The organism is Staphylococcus sp. HMSC062A01, from assembly GCF_001836805.1.
GTDB classification, from domain to species: Bacteria; Bacillota; Bacilli; order Staphylococcales; family Staphylococcaceae; genus Staphylococcus; species Staphylococcus haemolyticus.
This window is the reverse complement of record NZ_KV830625.1, coordinates 1-13,596: the sequence shown is the minus strand read 5'-3', so window position 1 is coordinate 13,596 and position 13,596 is coordinate 1. Positions and strand designations below refer to the sequence as shown.

The window sequence follows — 13,596 nt, the reverse complement described above, 5'->3', positions numbered from 1 at the left end:
TTAAAATATGACACCACTTTGAAGTATGATGTTTGCATATGGCGTTGCTTCCCCTGTACGAATAATTGTTTTAGCGTTTTTAGTTAATGCTTTAAATGTTTCGTGATTAACTTGTTCTATTTCTGAAAAGTCCTTTGTCACTTGTTCAAAGATAGGTGCATTGTCTACTTCCATTTCTTCAGCTATCGTTACGTGTTCAATTTCCATATGTTGCTTAAGTACTTCATAAACTTCTAGAAAACTTGGCTGTCCCAATGTTAAAGCAAGGTCAATCTTCTTAACGTCTTTAGGAACGGGTAACCCACAATCAGCTATTACAATTTGATCTGTATGTCCTAAATCACTGAGTACTTTTGAAATGTCGCTGTTTAATATGCCTGTTTTATACATCTAATTCACCTGCAATTTCTGAAAAGGTTGGCATGCCACCTTGAGCGCCCATACATGTTACTGAATGACTTGCTGCTAAATTCGCAAGTTTAAGTGCTTGTGCAATTGAATATCCTCTTTGTAATCCTACTGCGAAAGCCCCATTGAATGTATCCCCAGCACCTGTTGTATCTTTAACTTCTCGTTTAAATCCATCAATTTGAACCTTTTCAGTGCCGTTATGATACATAGCACCTTTATCTCCTAATGTAATTATTAACTTGTTAGGGTAACGCTCTAATGCTTTATCAATATCAGTCTGGAACATCGCATTGCTTTCTGTTTCATTAGGTGTAATGTACGTCGCTTTATCAATAACATCTGCCTCTACTTCTCGGAATGGCGCTGGGTTAAGAATTGATATCATATCGTGTTCATCACAATACAATACGACATCTCTTACTGTTTCAGCGGGAATTTCTTGTTGAATTAAAACAATGTCACCTGCTTGAGCTTGACTTAAAGCTTCCAACGCGTAATCTGACGTAACATAGTTATTAGCTGAAGGTACAACGATGATACTATTATCATTGTCAGATAAAGTGATATGTGCCGTACCAGATGCAGAATGTGTAACGGGTTTCAGAAATGCCGTTAAAACATGATTGTCTTCTAAGTTTGTAAAAATTTGATTCCCGAAATCATCATCACCGATGCGTCCTACCATATAAACATCATCACCGAGTCTTGCAGCTGCTACTGCTTGGTTTGCCCCTTTTCCACCAGGTGTCGTAAAGAATGACTCACCTAGAACGGTTTCACCTTTACTTGGTACTTTATTTGTAGAAACTACTAAATCAATAGATAAGCTTCCAACTACATATATACTTGTCATTTTTTCTTCCTCCTTGTAGATTCTCTATGAATGACATCAACATCTAATACGACTTTCGTCGTTATGTCATTGTGTTCTAATTGATTAATCAAACCTAATGCTGCTTGTTTCCCTATTTCATACGCAGGTTGTTCTATCGTTGTCAGACTTGGATAAAATAACTTGGCTAATGGAATATCATCATACCCAATGACTTGTACATCATCTGGAATATGGAAGTGTAAATCATGTAACCATTTCATGATTTTAAGCGCAGTTACGTCGTTACTACATATCACACTATCGATATAGTTATGGTTAACATATGCTTTCAGTTTATCAATTGTGATGTCATGCTCATTCTCAATCCATAATTGAATGTCATGATTCTTTAGAGTAGTCCTTGCACCATTAAATCGTTCTTCAAAAGAGCGATAATTCAAGTCTTGATGCAACAATAGTACACGCTGTGCATTTCCTTTAATAATTGTCTCAGCTTGTAGTTTCCCACCTTTATAATGGTCCGCTTCTATACATTGCTGATTATCTGTTACACGGTCAATTAGTACATAGGGTAATTGATATGAATTAAACTGATCAAAGGCAAATTGAGTTGATAACTGTGAAGCAATGACGCCACTACAATTATTCACTTTAAAAGTGGTTAGATAGTTTAGTTCTTTATGTTCTTGCATTTCACCATTGCCAATCATGACGTGATACCCTTTTTGAATTGCTGTGTCCTCTACACCTTTAGCAACAATTGTAAAGAACGGGTTACTCATATCTGGTAAAAGCAGTCCAATTGTTTTTGATTTTTTGGTAAATAAAGTTCTTGCAGTCTCATTAGGATAATAATCTAATTCTTTGATGACTTGTTCAATTCTTTTACGTGTTGCTTCTTTCACATAACCACTTTTATTAATCACTCTTGAGACTGTGGCTACTGACACATTTGCTTGTTGAGCCACTTCTTTAATCGTTCTCACTTTGCCACTCCTTTTGTGTAACCGCTTACATAAAAATTTATCACTTTTTCCTTTTAAATGCAATATTAAATAAAATATTTATAAATTAACTCTTTTGTGAATGGATGTCGTCTTAATATTTATGTTTATTGATATATCGCTACTTTTTAATTTTGGAATTATACACATCGTAAAAAGAATATGATACTATATAATTAATTTTCAAAGTAAATATATAATTGATGCAAAGGGGATCCAATTCTTGGATAAATCAACTCGTATACTCAATATTTTAACTTTGCTTTTTAAAGGTCACGTTGTTACGCAACACGACTTAAATCAATTTACTGATGTGAGTAAGAAATCGATACAGCGTGATATTAAAACTATTAACACATTCTTTTATGAAAATGAGTTTTGGAGTCATAGTAATACTAGAGTCGTTTATAATCATCAATTGGCAGGATATGAACTTAAGCAGAAAACACAAAGTAAACATAGTTTAGGCATCCTTAGTTTACTCATTAAACTTCAAAGTTTAACACCCATATTGCATCACGATATTCACAAATTTTTACTTAGCTCAATTAGTTCAATGAAGGTTTCAGATAAACACGTTTTAATGAGTACGTTAAATCAATTTAAAATTAGACAGGAATTATTGCCCGGGAAAAATCTTATGATTTTACAAAAAGCAATTGTGAATAAAGATATTGTTCGCATCGAGCTTAAAGATAAAAAGATAGTCATTAAACCATTATCTATTTTGTATATGCATTACGATTATTGGTTTACGTACGAAGAGGATCATGAAATTGAGACGATTCTACTTCGTGATATCTTGTCTGTGAAAGTTTTAAATTTGAAATTCAAGAAGGATGGCACTTGTAATCCTGTTTTATTCCAAATACACACACTTTTGGAACCAATTCCAACAGCAATTTTCTATTAAAGAAGTTGTTGAACGAAGTGAGGATTATATTACAGTATGGGTGAATTGTACGCGTTTCGATGCGTACTACATTGCTTATCAATTAGCGCCACATGCTAAGATTCTGAAACCACAATCGTATATTGATATTTTTGTAGAAAGATTAGATGAGATTAAAGGTATTTATAAATAATGAAAGTGTTCGATAAAGTAGTTTATAGATAGATTTCGCTTGCTTGAGTTATTTCTCTTTTCAGCGGGAAAGGCTCTAAAGCAGTTCTTTGATTTTAATCATTAGAACTACTTACTTAAGCGTATAAACACTTAAGATCCTTTTCCCCAGCTTGCTTTGCTTGTAGATTTTCTTGTTGAAAATCTCTTTGCTGGGGCCCCACGCGCAACAATATACATAATTCATCTATGTATCTCCAAAATACAATAAAATTAGGCACTTCGTTAATTTGGTTAACATCACTATGCTAAATTAACGAGGTGCCTTATATTGTTTATTTTAAAGGTTTATTCTTCTTCGCCGTTTTCATCATATTTCGTAACGCTACCGTCTGAGGTTACAATATATGATCCAGCTAATTCACCATTTTTATCAGTAAATGAGAAGCCCCAATCTCCGTCAGAATTTTTTTCTGGTTCTTTATATGTGTATGTGTCCGTATCTAAAGTATGCCCTTCGTATTCTTCGACTTTATCAATGACATTATCACGTGTCACCGTTTCGTCACTTGAACTACTATCAGAGTCTTCTGAGCTACTGTCATCTGAATTTGAACTATCATAATGTTCAGGTTGTCTAGGCGTATCAGATGTAATGTAACTTGCTACTTTTTCAATATCTGAATCCGAAGCATTCTTAATCTTCTTTGTTTGACCATTTTTCAAAATTCGAGCTGTTTCTTGTTTAGAGTAGCCATCTTCGGTCCAACGATGGTCTTGGAAATGACTTAGTACATCGTAAAATGTGACTGTCCCATCATTATTATCTTTAAAAGTAATGTGACCTAGAGCTGTAACGGATGGACTTAATACAACGGTTCCTTCAGGATACACTTCTGAAGCATCTTCATTATATGGATTAATCGGTTCACCGGACATATCTACAGGTTCATACGTATGGTCCTCTCCGTTAAATATGTCATCTGCGTCATTTCGTGCTGTCAGCCATATTTTAGCAAAGTATTCTTTCGTATTTTTATTATTACTATTAGCAGAATGTGCACTATTAGAACCACCACTAATAGAAATTTGTTTTGCGACTTTTTTATAATCTGAATCTTTGCCATATTTATGATATAAATCTTTAACATCAAGTTCATGTCCTAAGTCAGATTGAATAAATTGTCGGTATTTGCCTGTACTTTGTGTACCTATTACTGCTACTTTATCATCACTCACACCGATTAACGTCGCAAAGGATCCTTTGCTAGGTGAAGCACTATAAAATGTCATCCCTTCTGGTGCGTCTTCAACTGCTTCTCCAGTTGCTTGTAATTCGTATTTATCTATACTTTGTTGCTTTTTCCCAGTATTACTATTTTCAATATATGAATGACGTTTTAAATCATTGGCAGTTATAGCTACATTAGATACACTGTCATCACTTAGCGCTAATGCGACTTTCTCAGCTTGATTTAAATCTTTAACACTCTTTACCGAATTCGCATCATTATTTTTCTTATTATTAGTACTATTATCAGATTTCGAATTACTATCTTTATTCGATTTATCCGTTTGTGATGATTTGTTGTTATCTTCGGATGCTTCATTTCCAAGTCCAAAATCACTTAAACTACAACCAGCTAATAACATTGTTCCAGTAAGCGCACCAATCATTAAATAATTTCTCTTCAGTTCTCTCCACCCTTTATTCCCTTTGTATAATAAATTGCAAAACGCTTGTAATTCAATTTATTCAATCAAATTACTTAATATGTTGACGAACAAATTTGCCAGCATATCCTTTGAAAGACTCTCCTCCAGAAGTTTCTTGCTTAGCATACATATCGGTCGCAGTACCACCTAAATTGTGTCCATACGTTCTCATACCGTACATTGTAGTATATTTGCTATTTAACATAGGCGAACCTGACGCACCTGATCTAAAAATGTCTTTCGTTTGAATTTCTGAACCATTAGGAGAAAATTGTGTTACGCGAAATTTACTAAGATATGGTTTTGTATTGTCGCCATTAATTTTTGAGTAACCTAATGAATATAGAGGTGTATTAAATTTCAATTTCTTAATTTCAGAATCTGTCGCAATACGCATTGGTTTAGCATACTTCGACATATTTTTTTTAGTGTGGACTATCGCAATATCATATTGCGGTACCTTAATGACTTCATTTGCATGAAAAGTATAAGGTATTGATTTACCATTACGATTCAATTGAAATTTAATATATTTTGGTGCTGCAGCTTTACCATATTTATCATCAATAACATGTCCATTTGTAACAAAGGTATGCGCACCAATAACCGTACCAGTACCCATTGAGTCTTGACCTTTATATTCTGGAATCCCCACTTTCCAACCATTTAAATTCGAAACACGACCAATAGATTTCAAATTACTTTGGGATGCCTTTGGATAATATTTGTTTGAAATTGAACTGTTACTGATCTTTTTAGCTTTTAAATATCCTGAGTACTCACCTGCATGTAAGCCATCATAATAATAGTTACCAACAGCTTGCGCGTCATCATGATGACCGGCATAACCAAACATCGTTGTTCCAATCACTACACTTGCAATAAATGTTTTACCAAATTTTGATTTCCACATATTATTCTCCTCAATACCTTTCTTTTATATAGCTATATCACGACATACATCGCTCAATATAATAATTTTTCAATATTATTATATAATATTAGTCGGACAATATATGTCTTTAGATGTATTAATTAATAAAACTTTAGACTTATTTTTTAATTTAATAATAAAAGCAAAGTATTTTTTGTTTACAAAATAAAGTGATAGAGGTAAAATATAAAACATATTAAAAAAATATATTTATGGAGGGGTACTCAAGCCTGGCTAAAGAGGCCAATCATTTATGATTGGTAGGAGCTTTTTGCTCGCGTTGGTTCAAATCCTTCCCTCTCCGCTATTTTACGACTGAAACGATTATCGTTTCAGTCTTTTTTATGATTTAAAGATCGTTCCAACTCGTTGCCATATAAAAACGATTCCTACTAAGTCATTGACAATTGTTAGTGAGCAAGGTTACTATTTGTTTAAATTACTTTGAAAGAGATACGTTTTTTCACTTAAGGTATCCTCGCAATACATATTTTTTTACCTCATTTTGTAAACGCTTTCTCTTTTAAAATGAAAGGGAGGTCATTATGGAAGCTATTAAAGCGATCTTTAGCAAATTGTTTGAGTTCTTGCCACGAGCAATCATTAATTTATTTATCTAATATGGATTCATAGATTTTCATTTTCAAAAATTAAATAAAATAGAGGTGCAGTTTATGAAAACAAGAGAGAACAGATTTAGTATTCGTAAATTGAGCGTAGGCGCGTCATCAGTTGTAGTAGCAACGTTGCTATTCATGGGAGGTGGCTCAGCACAGGCAGCCGAGAAACAACAGGAAGTGGGAACTCCTGAAACGGCGTCAGCACAATCTATTGGGGATAAAGACACACACGCGACTCAAAAGGGGCAAGTTCAATCAACTGAACAAGATAAGTCGCAAGCGTCTCAAACTGAAAATAATACAAATAATTCACAAACTAGCTTACATAATGAACATAATCAAACTGACGATGCATCTACAACGAATGAAACTATTACAACTTCAGATGAGACGCATCAAAGTACCACAGTAAAATCTGAGAAGCCAGCTTCAAATAGCGATAACCAACAAACTGAAGCTAAACAAACTTCTAAACAATCACTTTCAACTGATACACAAACTTCTAAACCAACTACTAACGACGGCATAACAAAGCAACAATCTGAATCATCTAAACAGGAAGAACCGTCAACACAATCAACTGATACAGCTTCTAAAGAAGACGACACAATTAAGAAAACAACTGCACATACGCAATCACAAACTAATGAAACGTCTGATAATAAAAAAGAAGCGTTAAATCAACTACATTCAAATGTTGTTAAATCTGAAGATGCAAATACTTCTTCAAACGAAACTAATCCAAACACAATTAAATCAACTGAACAACAACAGTCAATAGAATCAAATGCGTCAGATAAACCAAAAGTCGACAATCAACAAGCACAATCACAACCAAAGGACAATCAAGGTGACGCACTTAAAACCGCTACACAATCTCAGCAACAAACGTTAACTAAGAAGGAAGCGACAACCTCTGAAGTAACGAATCGTCTTAATACACAAAATAGCGATAATAATAATATTTCAATTGATGGGCAAACTAACCCTACTTTAGATGGTGATAAGTCTTCTAAACAAAATAAAGATGCACAATCTGGGTTAAATACACTTAAAAATAACGCAGTCGCAACGACAAACACTCAATCTAAATCACAAGCTGCAACTGGAACGAAAGATCAAACCAATAAAGTTGCGAAACAAGCTCAGTATAAAAATCAAGACCCTATTATTTTAGTTCACGGATTTAATGGTTTTACTGATGACATAAACCCATCCGTACTAGCGCACTATTGGGGGGGCGATAAATTAAATATACGCCAGGATTTAGAAGAGAACGGCTATGAATCTTATGAAGCGAGCATTAGTGCGTTTGGTAGTAACTACGATCGTGCTGTCGAACTTTATTACTATATTAAAGGTGGAACTGTGGATTATGGTGCTGCACACGCTGCCAAATATGGTCATGAACGTTACGGTAAAACATATGAAGGCGTATATAAAGATTGGCAACCAGGCCAAAAAGTACATCTTGTAGGACATAGTATGGGCGGTCAAACGATTCGTCAATTAGAATCATTATTAAGAAATGGTAATCCAGAAGAACAAGAATATCAACGTGTACATGGTGGCGATATTTCACCTTTATATCAAGGTCAAAACGATAATATGATTTCATCAATTACGACACTTGGAACGCCACATAACGGCACACATGCGTCAGATTTATTAGGTAACGAAGCGCTTATTCGTCAAGTTGTCTTTGACGTAGGAAAAGTACTTGGCAATAAAGATTCACGTGTAGACTTCGGTCTGTCTCAATGGGGTCTAAAACAACAGCCTAACGAGTCTTACGTTGACTATGTCAAACGTGTTAAAGATTCAAAATTATGGCAAACCAAAGACAATGGCTTTTATGATTTAACACGTGAAGGTGCGACAAATCTTAATCGTCAAACATCATTAAACCCTAACATTGTGTATAAAACTTACACAGGAGAATCAACACATGCATCGTTATTCGGACGTCAAAAATCTGATTTAAATTTATTCTTCCCATTTACCCTTACTGCTAATGTAATTGGTAAAGCAGCTGAAAAAGAATGGCGAGAAAATGATGGCTTAGTGTCTGTTATTTCATCACAACATCCATTTAATCAAGCTTATACACAAGCAACGGATACAAATCAAAAAGGTATTTGGCAAGTAACACCAACAAAACATGATTGGGATCATGTAGATTTTGTCGGCCAAGATAGTACTGACACAAAACGTACTAGAGCTGAATTACAACAATTTTGGCATGGCTTAGCAGATGATTTAGTCCAAAGTGAGAATTTAACACGCAACGCTTAATACATTTCAAGTTTAATCAAAAGGAGGTCTCGTTATGTCTGGTACTTTTCTTCAATTAATAGGTTCTCTATTTAACATCTTAAAAGTATTATTCTCATAAATGCGTCATAACATGATAAGCACCGCCTATTAAAAAGCATTCGCTTTTCATAATAGGTGATGCTTATTTTCATTCGTATATTGCTGTTGAAATCAAAAGTTCTTACACTAACATTTTTAATAATCACTAATGTTTATTCCGCGCCTTTATTAACAAATTGCGAGCTACTGGAGGCACTGTCTGCAGCAGATAAGGTCACTTTAATTGCGTCATTTGATTCATCGACTTCGTGCTGCAACTCACTATTGAGTCCTAACAAGTTATTCGCTTGTGTTTCATCACTATTAAGCTCTTCCAAACCATTTACAATCCCAGTCGCTAAAAATTCACATGCTTCGTCACTTTCAACATACACTTTTTCTTTTACAATACTTTCAATTACATCGATTAATTCTGATTTTTGAATTTGAATATCAATCATGAAAATTACTCCCTTAAATTGTTGTTGACATCAACAAAATTTTATGTCTTTAATTTTATACTCTTTTTAAGCATAGATATTCAAAATTGCATACATCTAATAACCCTAAACCCCTTATAATATCTAGCTTAACAAGCTACTTGGAAGGCTTGTTAAAGGTATTATACATTAATTTAAAGGGAGAAAATACTTAATTTTTTTAATATGACAAATGTGTCATATTAATGAATAATGATATGTTTAAATTACTTTAATTGTTGACCTTTTTCGGCACAAAAACTTCTGCCTCACTATCATCTGGATAGTAAAATCCATTAGGTACCGTTTGTAATTCAATTAAGCTTCCCCACGGACTTTTTACATAAACAGTTTGATTACCTTCAGTGTCTTCATATTTCGTATTCACATGCGGCTCTGAAATAGGTTGACCTCCAGCTTGCGTCAACTGTTTAACGGCCTCATCAAAGTGTTCTGCCTCGATATAAAAAGAGATATGCGTATAACCAATGTCTTGTAACGTTTGCGCTTGACCTTGATGTGCATCTTTAAATTCAAACATTTCAATATTCGGTCCATTACCAAAGACCATCATACGTTTATGAATAATGGATGCCCCTTCTTCTAAACCAAGAATGTGTTCAACTGTTTCCCCACCACGAGGTTCATCCGTCTTTCGTTGACTATCATAAGCAATCTTGCCGTTGAGCCCTTCTTTGAAAAAGGCTGTCGCCGCTTCAATATCCGGTACTGTGAGTCCGATATGATTGATTCCTCGATTTATATTCATACACCATCACCTCTAATAACAATGTTTTAATATGCGAGTTACGTATGTTCACCACGACGGATGCGATCTATAATTTTTTGTAGTCTATTACGTTTATCTTCCTCATTTTCAACAAAAAAGACAGCACCTTCCCCTTCAATCGCAACCCAAGGTACAATAGCATCGAAATCTAGGTCTTGAATCAATTCCAGGCTTTTTAATGGATGTTTGTCGGTCACTTGAATTGAAAATAACAGTACGTCATTCCCCGTCATCTACACATAAAAAGTCGCCTGTAAAAAGGAAACGATGTTCACCGTTATCCCACAGAAACATCGTCGTACCTGGCGTATGTCCTGGAGTAGGAATGACTTCTAAATCATCTGCAATCGGCTTACGTTGTTCAAACTATCCATCAATCCGGTACCGTTCGATTGATTGCTGCTACATCATCACGATGAATCCAAAATGGTATATCTATACTAGGTGTTCCGCCTAAGGATTCATGCTCATGATTCATTAAAACACATGAAGCGCCGCCTAATAATTGGATATCTGTCACTGCTTCATTTAAAACTGGTGAATGATAAATGACTATATTGCCTTCTGATCGTTCTAGCACAAATGACTTAATACGGTGGCGTTTATCAAATGGCAAGACTGCCTTTGTTGTTTCATATAATCCTTTCTGAATACGTGTTAATGTCTCTAATTGTTTATTATCCATAAATGAATCACCCTTTTCGCAATTTGATATCTTAAGCTATACCCTTTTTCTTCATCATAAATATGATTAGCACTGACTCTATACATCTCTTCATTAAAAAAGCGAAACAGTATTCATAATGAACACACTGTTCCGCCCCACCGCATGAGTGACTTTAACTAAAAAACTTGATATAAGCGTCTTATCTTTTCAGTCAGTTACGCGTTTTTTCATTATTAAATTGAAGTATTATTTATAATCGATTACACGATCAACTGGCATTCTAAATGATGTGTGTGCCTCTTTAGCTTTCTTGCCTATTGCGACAATCATCACTGGAACATAACGTTCTAAATCATAGCCAAACGCTTTACCGATTTCTTCATGTTCAAAGCCACCAATTGGATTTGTATCATAACCGTGTTGTTTAGCAACTAACATCAATTGCATAGCAGCTAAGCTACTGTCTACTTTAACAATGTCATTCATTGATTGGCGTGTGCGATTTTTATAATTTTCTAAGATAATCGGTAACATTTGTTCTTTAACTTCTTGTGGCATGTGACCATTGACAACCGCTTGTTCATAAATATATTCGCCTTCTTCATAGCATTGTAAATCCCCAAAAATAACAATCATTGCTGATGATGTATCATTTTGGTTTGTATTAAATTGAATTAATGGACGCAATTTAGCTTTCGCTTCATCACTTTCAACCACAACAAAACGCCAAGGTTGCATATTCACTGATGAAGGTGCTTTCGTTGCTTTTGCAATCATTTCATTCATTTCTTCATGAGGAATTTTATAAGCTGGGTCGAAACCTTTAACTGATTTACGACCTTCTAATATTTCATTAAAATCATTAAGCATGATTAGCCTACTTTCTATCTTTTTTCTATAGTTATAATTTAAATGCAATTCACAAATATGTACAATTATATGTTTTTAAAAACTTTATATTTTAGACAGTAGGCAGTCTTAATTATAGGTATTATAGTCAAAGAAATGCCTATTTCACGCATGATGATGACATCATACACCTCTCTTATTTACACTTACTATTAATACGAAAATTTGTATAATTCATTGATTAAAAATTAATAAATAGGGTATCATTAATTTTAACAAAAAAAATTAATTACATAATTTAATACAATTAATTAACTAATCATACAGAGTATTCGTAGTCAGTCATAATTTTAAGTCACATATATACTCATGAAGGGGACGAACATTATGGCAGATAAACTGCAAAGGGAATTAAGCAATAGGCATATACAACTTATTGCAATTGGTGGTGCGATTGGTACCGGATTATTCCTAGGTGCAGGTGAATCCATTCACTTAGCAGGTCCATCGATTTTACTTACTTATATTATCGTTGGTTTCGTATTATTTATGTTTATGCGAGCAATGGGAGAAATCTTATTGTCTAATCTAGGATTTAAATCATTTGGTGATATTGCCCATCATCATATTGGTCCAATGGCAGGCTTTATGGTCGGTTGGACATACTGGCTAACTTGGATTATTTCAGGTATGGCTGAAGTAACAGCCGTTGCTAAATACGTTGAATTTTGGTATCCAGCAATACCTAACTGGTTAACAGTTGCATTTACGATTCTTGTACTTGTAGGTATGAACTTATTTAGCGCCAAATTATTTGGTGAACTTGAATTCTGGTTATCACTAATTAAAGTTATTACGATTATCGCATTAATTGTTGTAGGTATTGTTATGGTCATCTTTGCAATGAAGACTGATTATGGTACAGCAAGTGTAGCGAATATTTGGAGTCATGGTGGATTCTTCCCTAATGGCATATCTGGATTCTCAATGGCATTCCAAATGGCAATCTTCTCATTTATTGGTATTGAGTTAATCGGTATCACTGCAGGGGAAACTAAAAATCCATATAAAACGATTCCTCAAGCAATTAACAATGTACCTTTCCGTATATTAATATTCTACATTGGTTCATTAGCTGTTATTATGTCAGTTGTACCTTGGAATCAATTAGATCCTGCGGAAAGTCCATATGTAAAATTATTTGGTTTGGTTGGTATTCCATTCGCAGCGGGAATCATTAACTTTGTAGTTTTAACAGCGGCTGCATCTTCATGTAATAGTGGTATCTTCGCTAACAGTCGTACACTATTCGGTTTAGCTGGAAGAAAGCAAGGTCCACCATTCTTACATAAGACGAATAAACATGGTGTTCCATATTACGCTATCTTACTTACTTGTGGTTTATTAAGTATTGCGATTATTTTAAACGCAGTATTTAAAGATGCTACGAAGGTATTCGTTCAAATCACAACGTTCTCAACAGTACTCAATATTATGATTTGGACATGTATTATGATTGCGTATCTAGGTTTCGTGAAGAGAAACCCTGAATTACACAAAGATAGTAAATTTAAAATGCCTGGTGGCAAATACATGGCATATGCCATTCTTGCCTTCTTTGCATTTATCTTTATCGTTTTACTTATTAATAGTACGACACGTTTTGCAGTACTATTCGCACCAGTTTGGGCAATCGTACTTGTCATCATGTATCAAAAGTATCGAAAAGAATCTGAAAAAGCGACAATCGCTATGGAAGATGAAAAAGATTTAGAAAGAGAATTAAAAGATAAATAGATATTAATTAACTTTATCTAGTAATATCAAGTCATATAATTAAGGCTCTATAATAAATTGGACTGATGACTAAAAA

At 34.3% G+C, this 13,596-nt stretch carries 14 protein-coding genes and 1 tRNA gene; 5 read left to right on the top strand and 10 right to left on the bottom strand.

The genetic code is table 11. The features are described 5' to 3' along the window. The 3 genes from rbsD to HMPREF2715_RS06715 are packed head-to-tail and all read right to left on the bottom strand — an operon-like array spanning nt 1 to nt 2,232. Complete coding sequence (gene rbsD, locus HMPREF2715_RS06725; protein ID WP_037550872.1) at nt 1–390, bottom strand: D-ribose pyranase; 390 nt, start codon at nt 388–390, stop codon at nt 1–3. Next, nucleotides 383–1,264: a ribokinase gene (rbsK, locus tag HMPREF2715_RS06720; RefSeq protein ID WP_070440399.1), complete on the bottom strand. Its 882-nt coding sequence runs from the start codon at nt 1,262–1,264 to the stop codon at nt 383–385. Before rbsK ends, rbsD begins: the two co-directional genes overlap by 8 nt. Next, nucleotides 1,261–2,232, bottom strand: coding sequence for a LacI family DNA-binding transcriptional regulator (locus HMPREF2715_RS06715; protein WP_070440397.1), 972 nt, complete (start codon nt 2,230–2,232; stop codon nt 1,261–1,263). Before HMPREF2715_RS06715 ends, rbsK begins: the two co-directional genes overlap by 4 nt. 241 nt (nt 2,233–2,473) lie before the next feature. Between HMPREF2715_RS06715 and HMPREF2715_RS06710 the strand changes: the two genes are divergently transcribed. Together HMPREF2715_RS06710 and HMPREF2715_RS12245 are read left to right on the top strand one after the other, a co-directional pair. Further along, on the top strand, nt 2,474–3,163 hold the full coding sequence (locus HMPREF2715_RS06710; protein WP_240565780.1) for an HTH domain-containing protein: 690 nt from the start codon (nt 2,474–2,476) through the stop codon (nt 3,161–3,163). A gap of 40 nt (nt 3,164–3,203) precedes the next feature. Next, nucleotides 3,204–3,335: a hypothetical protein gene (locus tag HMPREF2715_RS12245; protein ID WP_256323876.1), complete on the top strand. Its 132-nt coding sequence runs from the start codon at nt 3,204–3,206 to the stop codon at nt 3,333–3,335. Between the two features lie 326 nt (nt 3,336–3,661). On the opposite strand, the gene HMPREF2715_RS12425 is transcribed toward HMPREF2715_RS12245, so the two are convergent. Next, on the bottom strand, nt 3,662–4,552 hold the full coding sequence (locus HMPREF2715_RS12425; RefSeq protein ID WP_370863064.1) for a hypothetical protein: 891 nt from the start codon (nt 4,550–4,552) through the stop codon (nt 3,662–3,664). A gap of 526 nt (nt 4,553–5,078) precedes the next feature. Further along, nucleotides 5,079–5,942, bottom strand: a complete 864-nt coding sequence (locus HMPREF2715_RS06700; protein ID WP_070839700.1) for a trypsin-like serine peptidase — start codon at nt 5,940–5,942, stop codon at nt 5,079–5,081. A 235-nt stretch (nt 5,943–6,177) separates the two neighbouring features. Between HMPREF2715_RS06700 and HMPREF2715_RS06695 the strand changes: the two genes are divergently transcribed. Beyond that, nucleotides 6,178–6,267, top strand: a tRNA-Ile gene (locus tag HMPREF2715_RS06695). 370 nt (nt 6,268–6,637) lie between these two features. Further along, a complete protein-coding gene (gene lip / locus HMPREF2715_RS06690; protein ID WP_070440387.1) occupies nt 6,638–8,878 on the top strand; it encodes a YSIRK-targeted triacylglycerol lipase in 2,241 nt (746 codons plus the stop codon). A 233-nt stretch (nt 8,879–9,111) separates the two neighbouring features. On the opposite strand, the gene HMPREF2715_RS06685 is transcribed toward lip, so the two are convergent. The 5 genes from HMPREF2715_RS06685 to HMPREF2715_RS06665 all read right to left on the bottom strand — a co-directional run bounded on the left by HMPREF2715_RS06685 (nt 9,112) and on the right by HMPREF2715_RS06665 (nt 11,744). Then, nucleotides 9,112–9,399 (bottom strand): hypothetical protein, encoded by a 288-nt coding sequence (locus tag HMPREF2715_RS06685; protein ID WP_037550880.1) that lies wholly within the window; start codon nt 9,397–9,399, stop codon nt 9,112–9,114. Between the two features lie 250 nt (nt 9,400–9,649). Continuing rightward, on the bottom strand, nt 9,650–10,186 hold the full coding sequence (locus HMPREF2715_RS06680) for a VOC family protein (protein ID WP_053036203.1): 537 nt from the start codon (nt 10,184–10,186) through the stop codon (nt 9,650–9,652). 38 nt (nt 10,187–10,224) lie between these two features. After that, nucleotides 10,225–10,440 carry a hypothetical protein gene (locus HMPREF2715_RS12420; RefSeq protein ID WP_053036204.1) on the bottom strand — a complete coding sequence of 72 codons (216 nt, stop codon included), beginning with the start codon at nt 10,438–10,440 and terminating at the stop codon, nt 10,225–10,227. 140 nt (nt 10,441–10,580) lie between these two features. Further along, nucleotides 10,581–10,892 carry a hypothetical protein gene (locus HMPREF2715_RS12415; protein ID WP_306419607.1) on the bottom strand — a complete coding sequence of 104 codons (312 nt, stop codon included), beginning with the start codon at nt 10,890–10,892 and terminating at the stop codon, nt 10,581–10,583. A 228-nt stretch (nt 10,893–11,120) separates the two neighbouring features. Further along, nucleotides 11,121–11,744 carry a nitroreductase family protein gene (locus HMPREF2715_RS06665; RefSeq protein ID WP_053036205.1) on the bottom strand — a complete coding sequence of 208 codons (624 nt, stop codon included), beginning with the start codon at nt 11,742–11,744 and terminating at the stop codon, nt 11,121–11,123. Nucleotides 11,745–12,110: 366 nt separating this feature from the next. Here HMPREF2715_RS06665 and HMPREF2715_RS06660 point away from each other — a divergent pair, with 366 nt between their 5' ends. Then, nucleotides 12,111–13,520: an amino acid permease gene (locus tag HMPREF2715_RS06660; RefSeq protein ID WP_053036206.1), complete on the top strand. Its 1,410-nt coding sequence runs from the start codon at nt 12,111–12,113 to the stop codon at nt 13,518–13,520. Nucleotides 13,521–13,596 lie beyond the last annotated feature (76 nt).

Bases quoted from the DNA above. Each gene is read 5' to 3' on its own strand.
- rbsD (WP_037550872.1), bottom strand. From the start codon at position 390: ATGTATAAAACAGGCATATTAAACAGCGACATTTCAAAAGTACTCAGT.
- rbsK (WP_070440399.1), bottom strand. From the start codon at position 1,264: ATGACAAGTATATATGTAGTTGGAAGCTTATCTATTGATTTAGTAGTT.
- HMPREF2715_RS06700 (WP_070839700.1), bottom strand. From the start codon at position 5,942: ATGTGGAAATCAAAATTTGGTAAAACATTTATTGCAAGTGTAGTGATT.
- lip (WP_070440387.1), top strand. From the start codon at position 6,638: ATGAAAACAAGAGAGAACAGATTTAGTATTCGTAAATTGAGCGTAGGC.
- HMPREF2715_RS06685 (WP_037550880.1), bottom strand. From the start codon at position 9,399: ATGATTGATATTCAAATTCAAAAATCAGAATTAATCGATGTAATTGAA.
- HMPREF2715_RS06680 (WP_053036203.1), bottom strand. From the start codon at position 10,186: ATGAATATAAATCGAGGAATCAATCATATCGGACTCACAGTACCGGAT.
- HMPREF2715_RS12420 (WP_053036204.1), bottom strand. From the start codon at position 10,440: ATGACGGGGAATGACGTACTGTTATTTTCAATTCAAGTGACCGACAAA.
- HMPREF2715_RS12415 (WP_306419607.1), bottom strand. From the start codon at position 10,892: ATGGATAATAAACAATTAGAGACATTAACACGTATTCAGAAAGGATTA.
- HMPREF2715_RS06665 (WP_053036205.1), bottom strand. From the start codon at position 11,744: ATGCTTAATGATTTTAATGAAATATTAGAAGGTCGTAAATCAGTTAAA.
- HMPREF2715_RS06660 (WP_053036206.1), top strand. From the start codon at position 12,111: ATGGCAGATAAACTGCAAAGGGAATTAAGCAATAGGCATATACAACTT.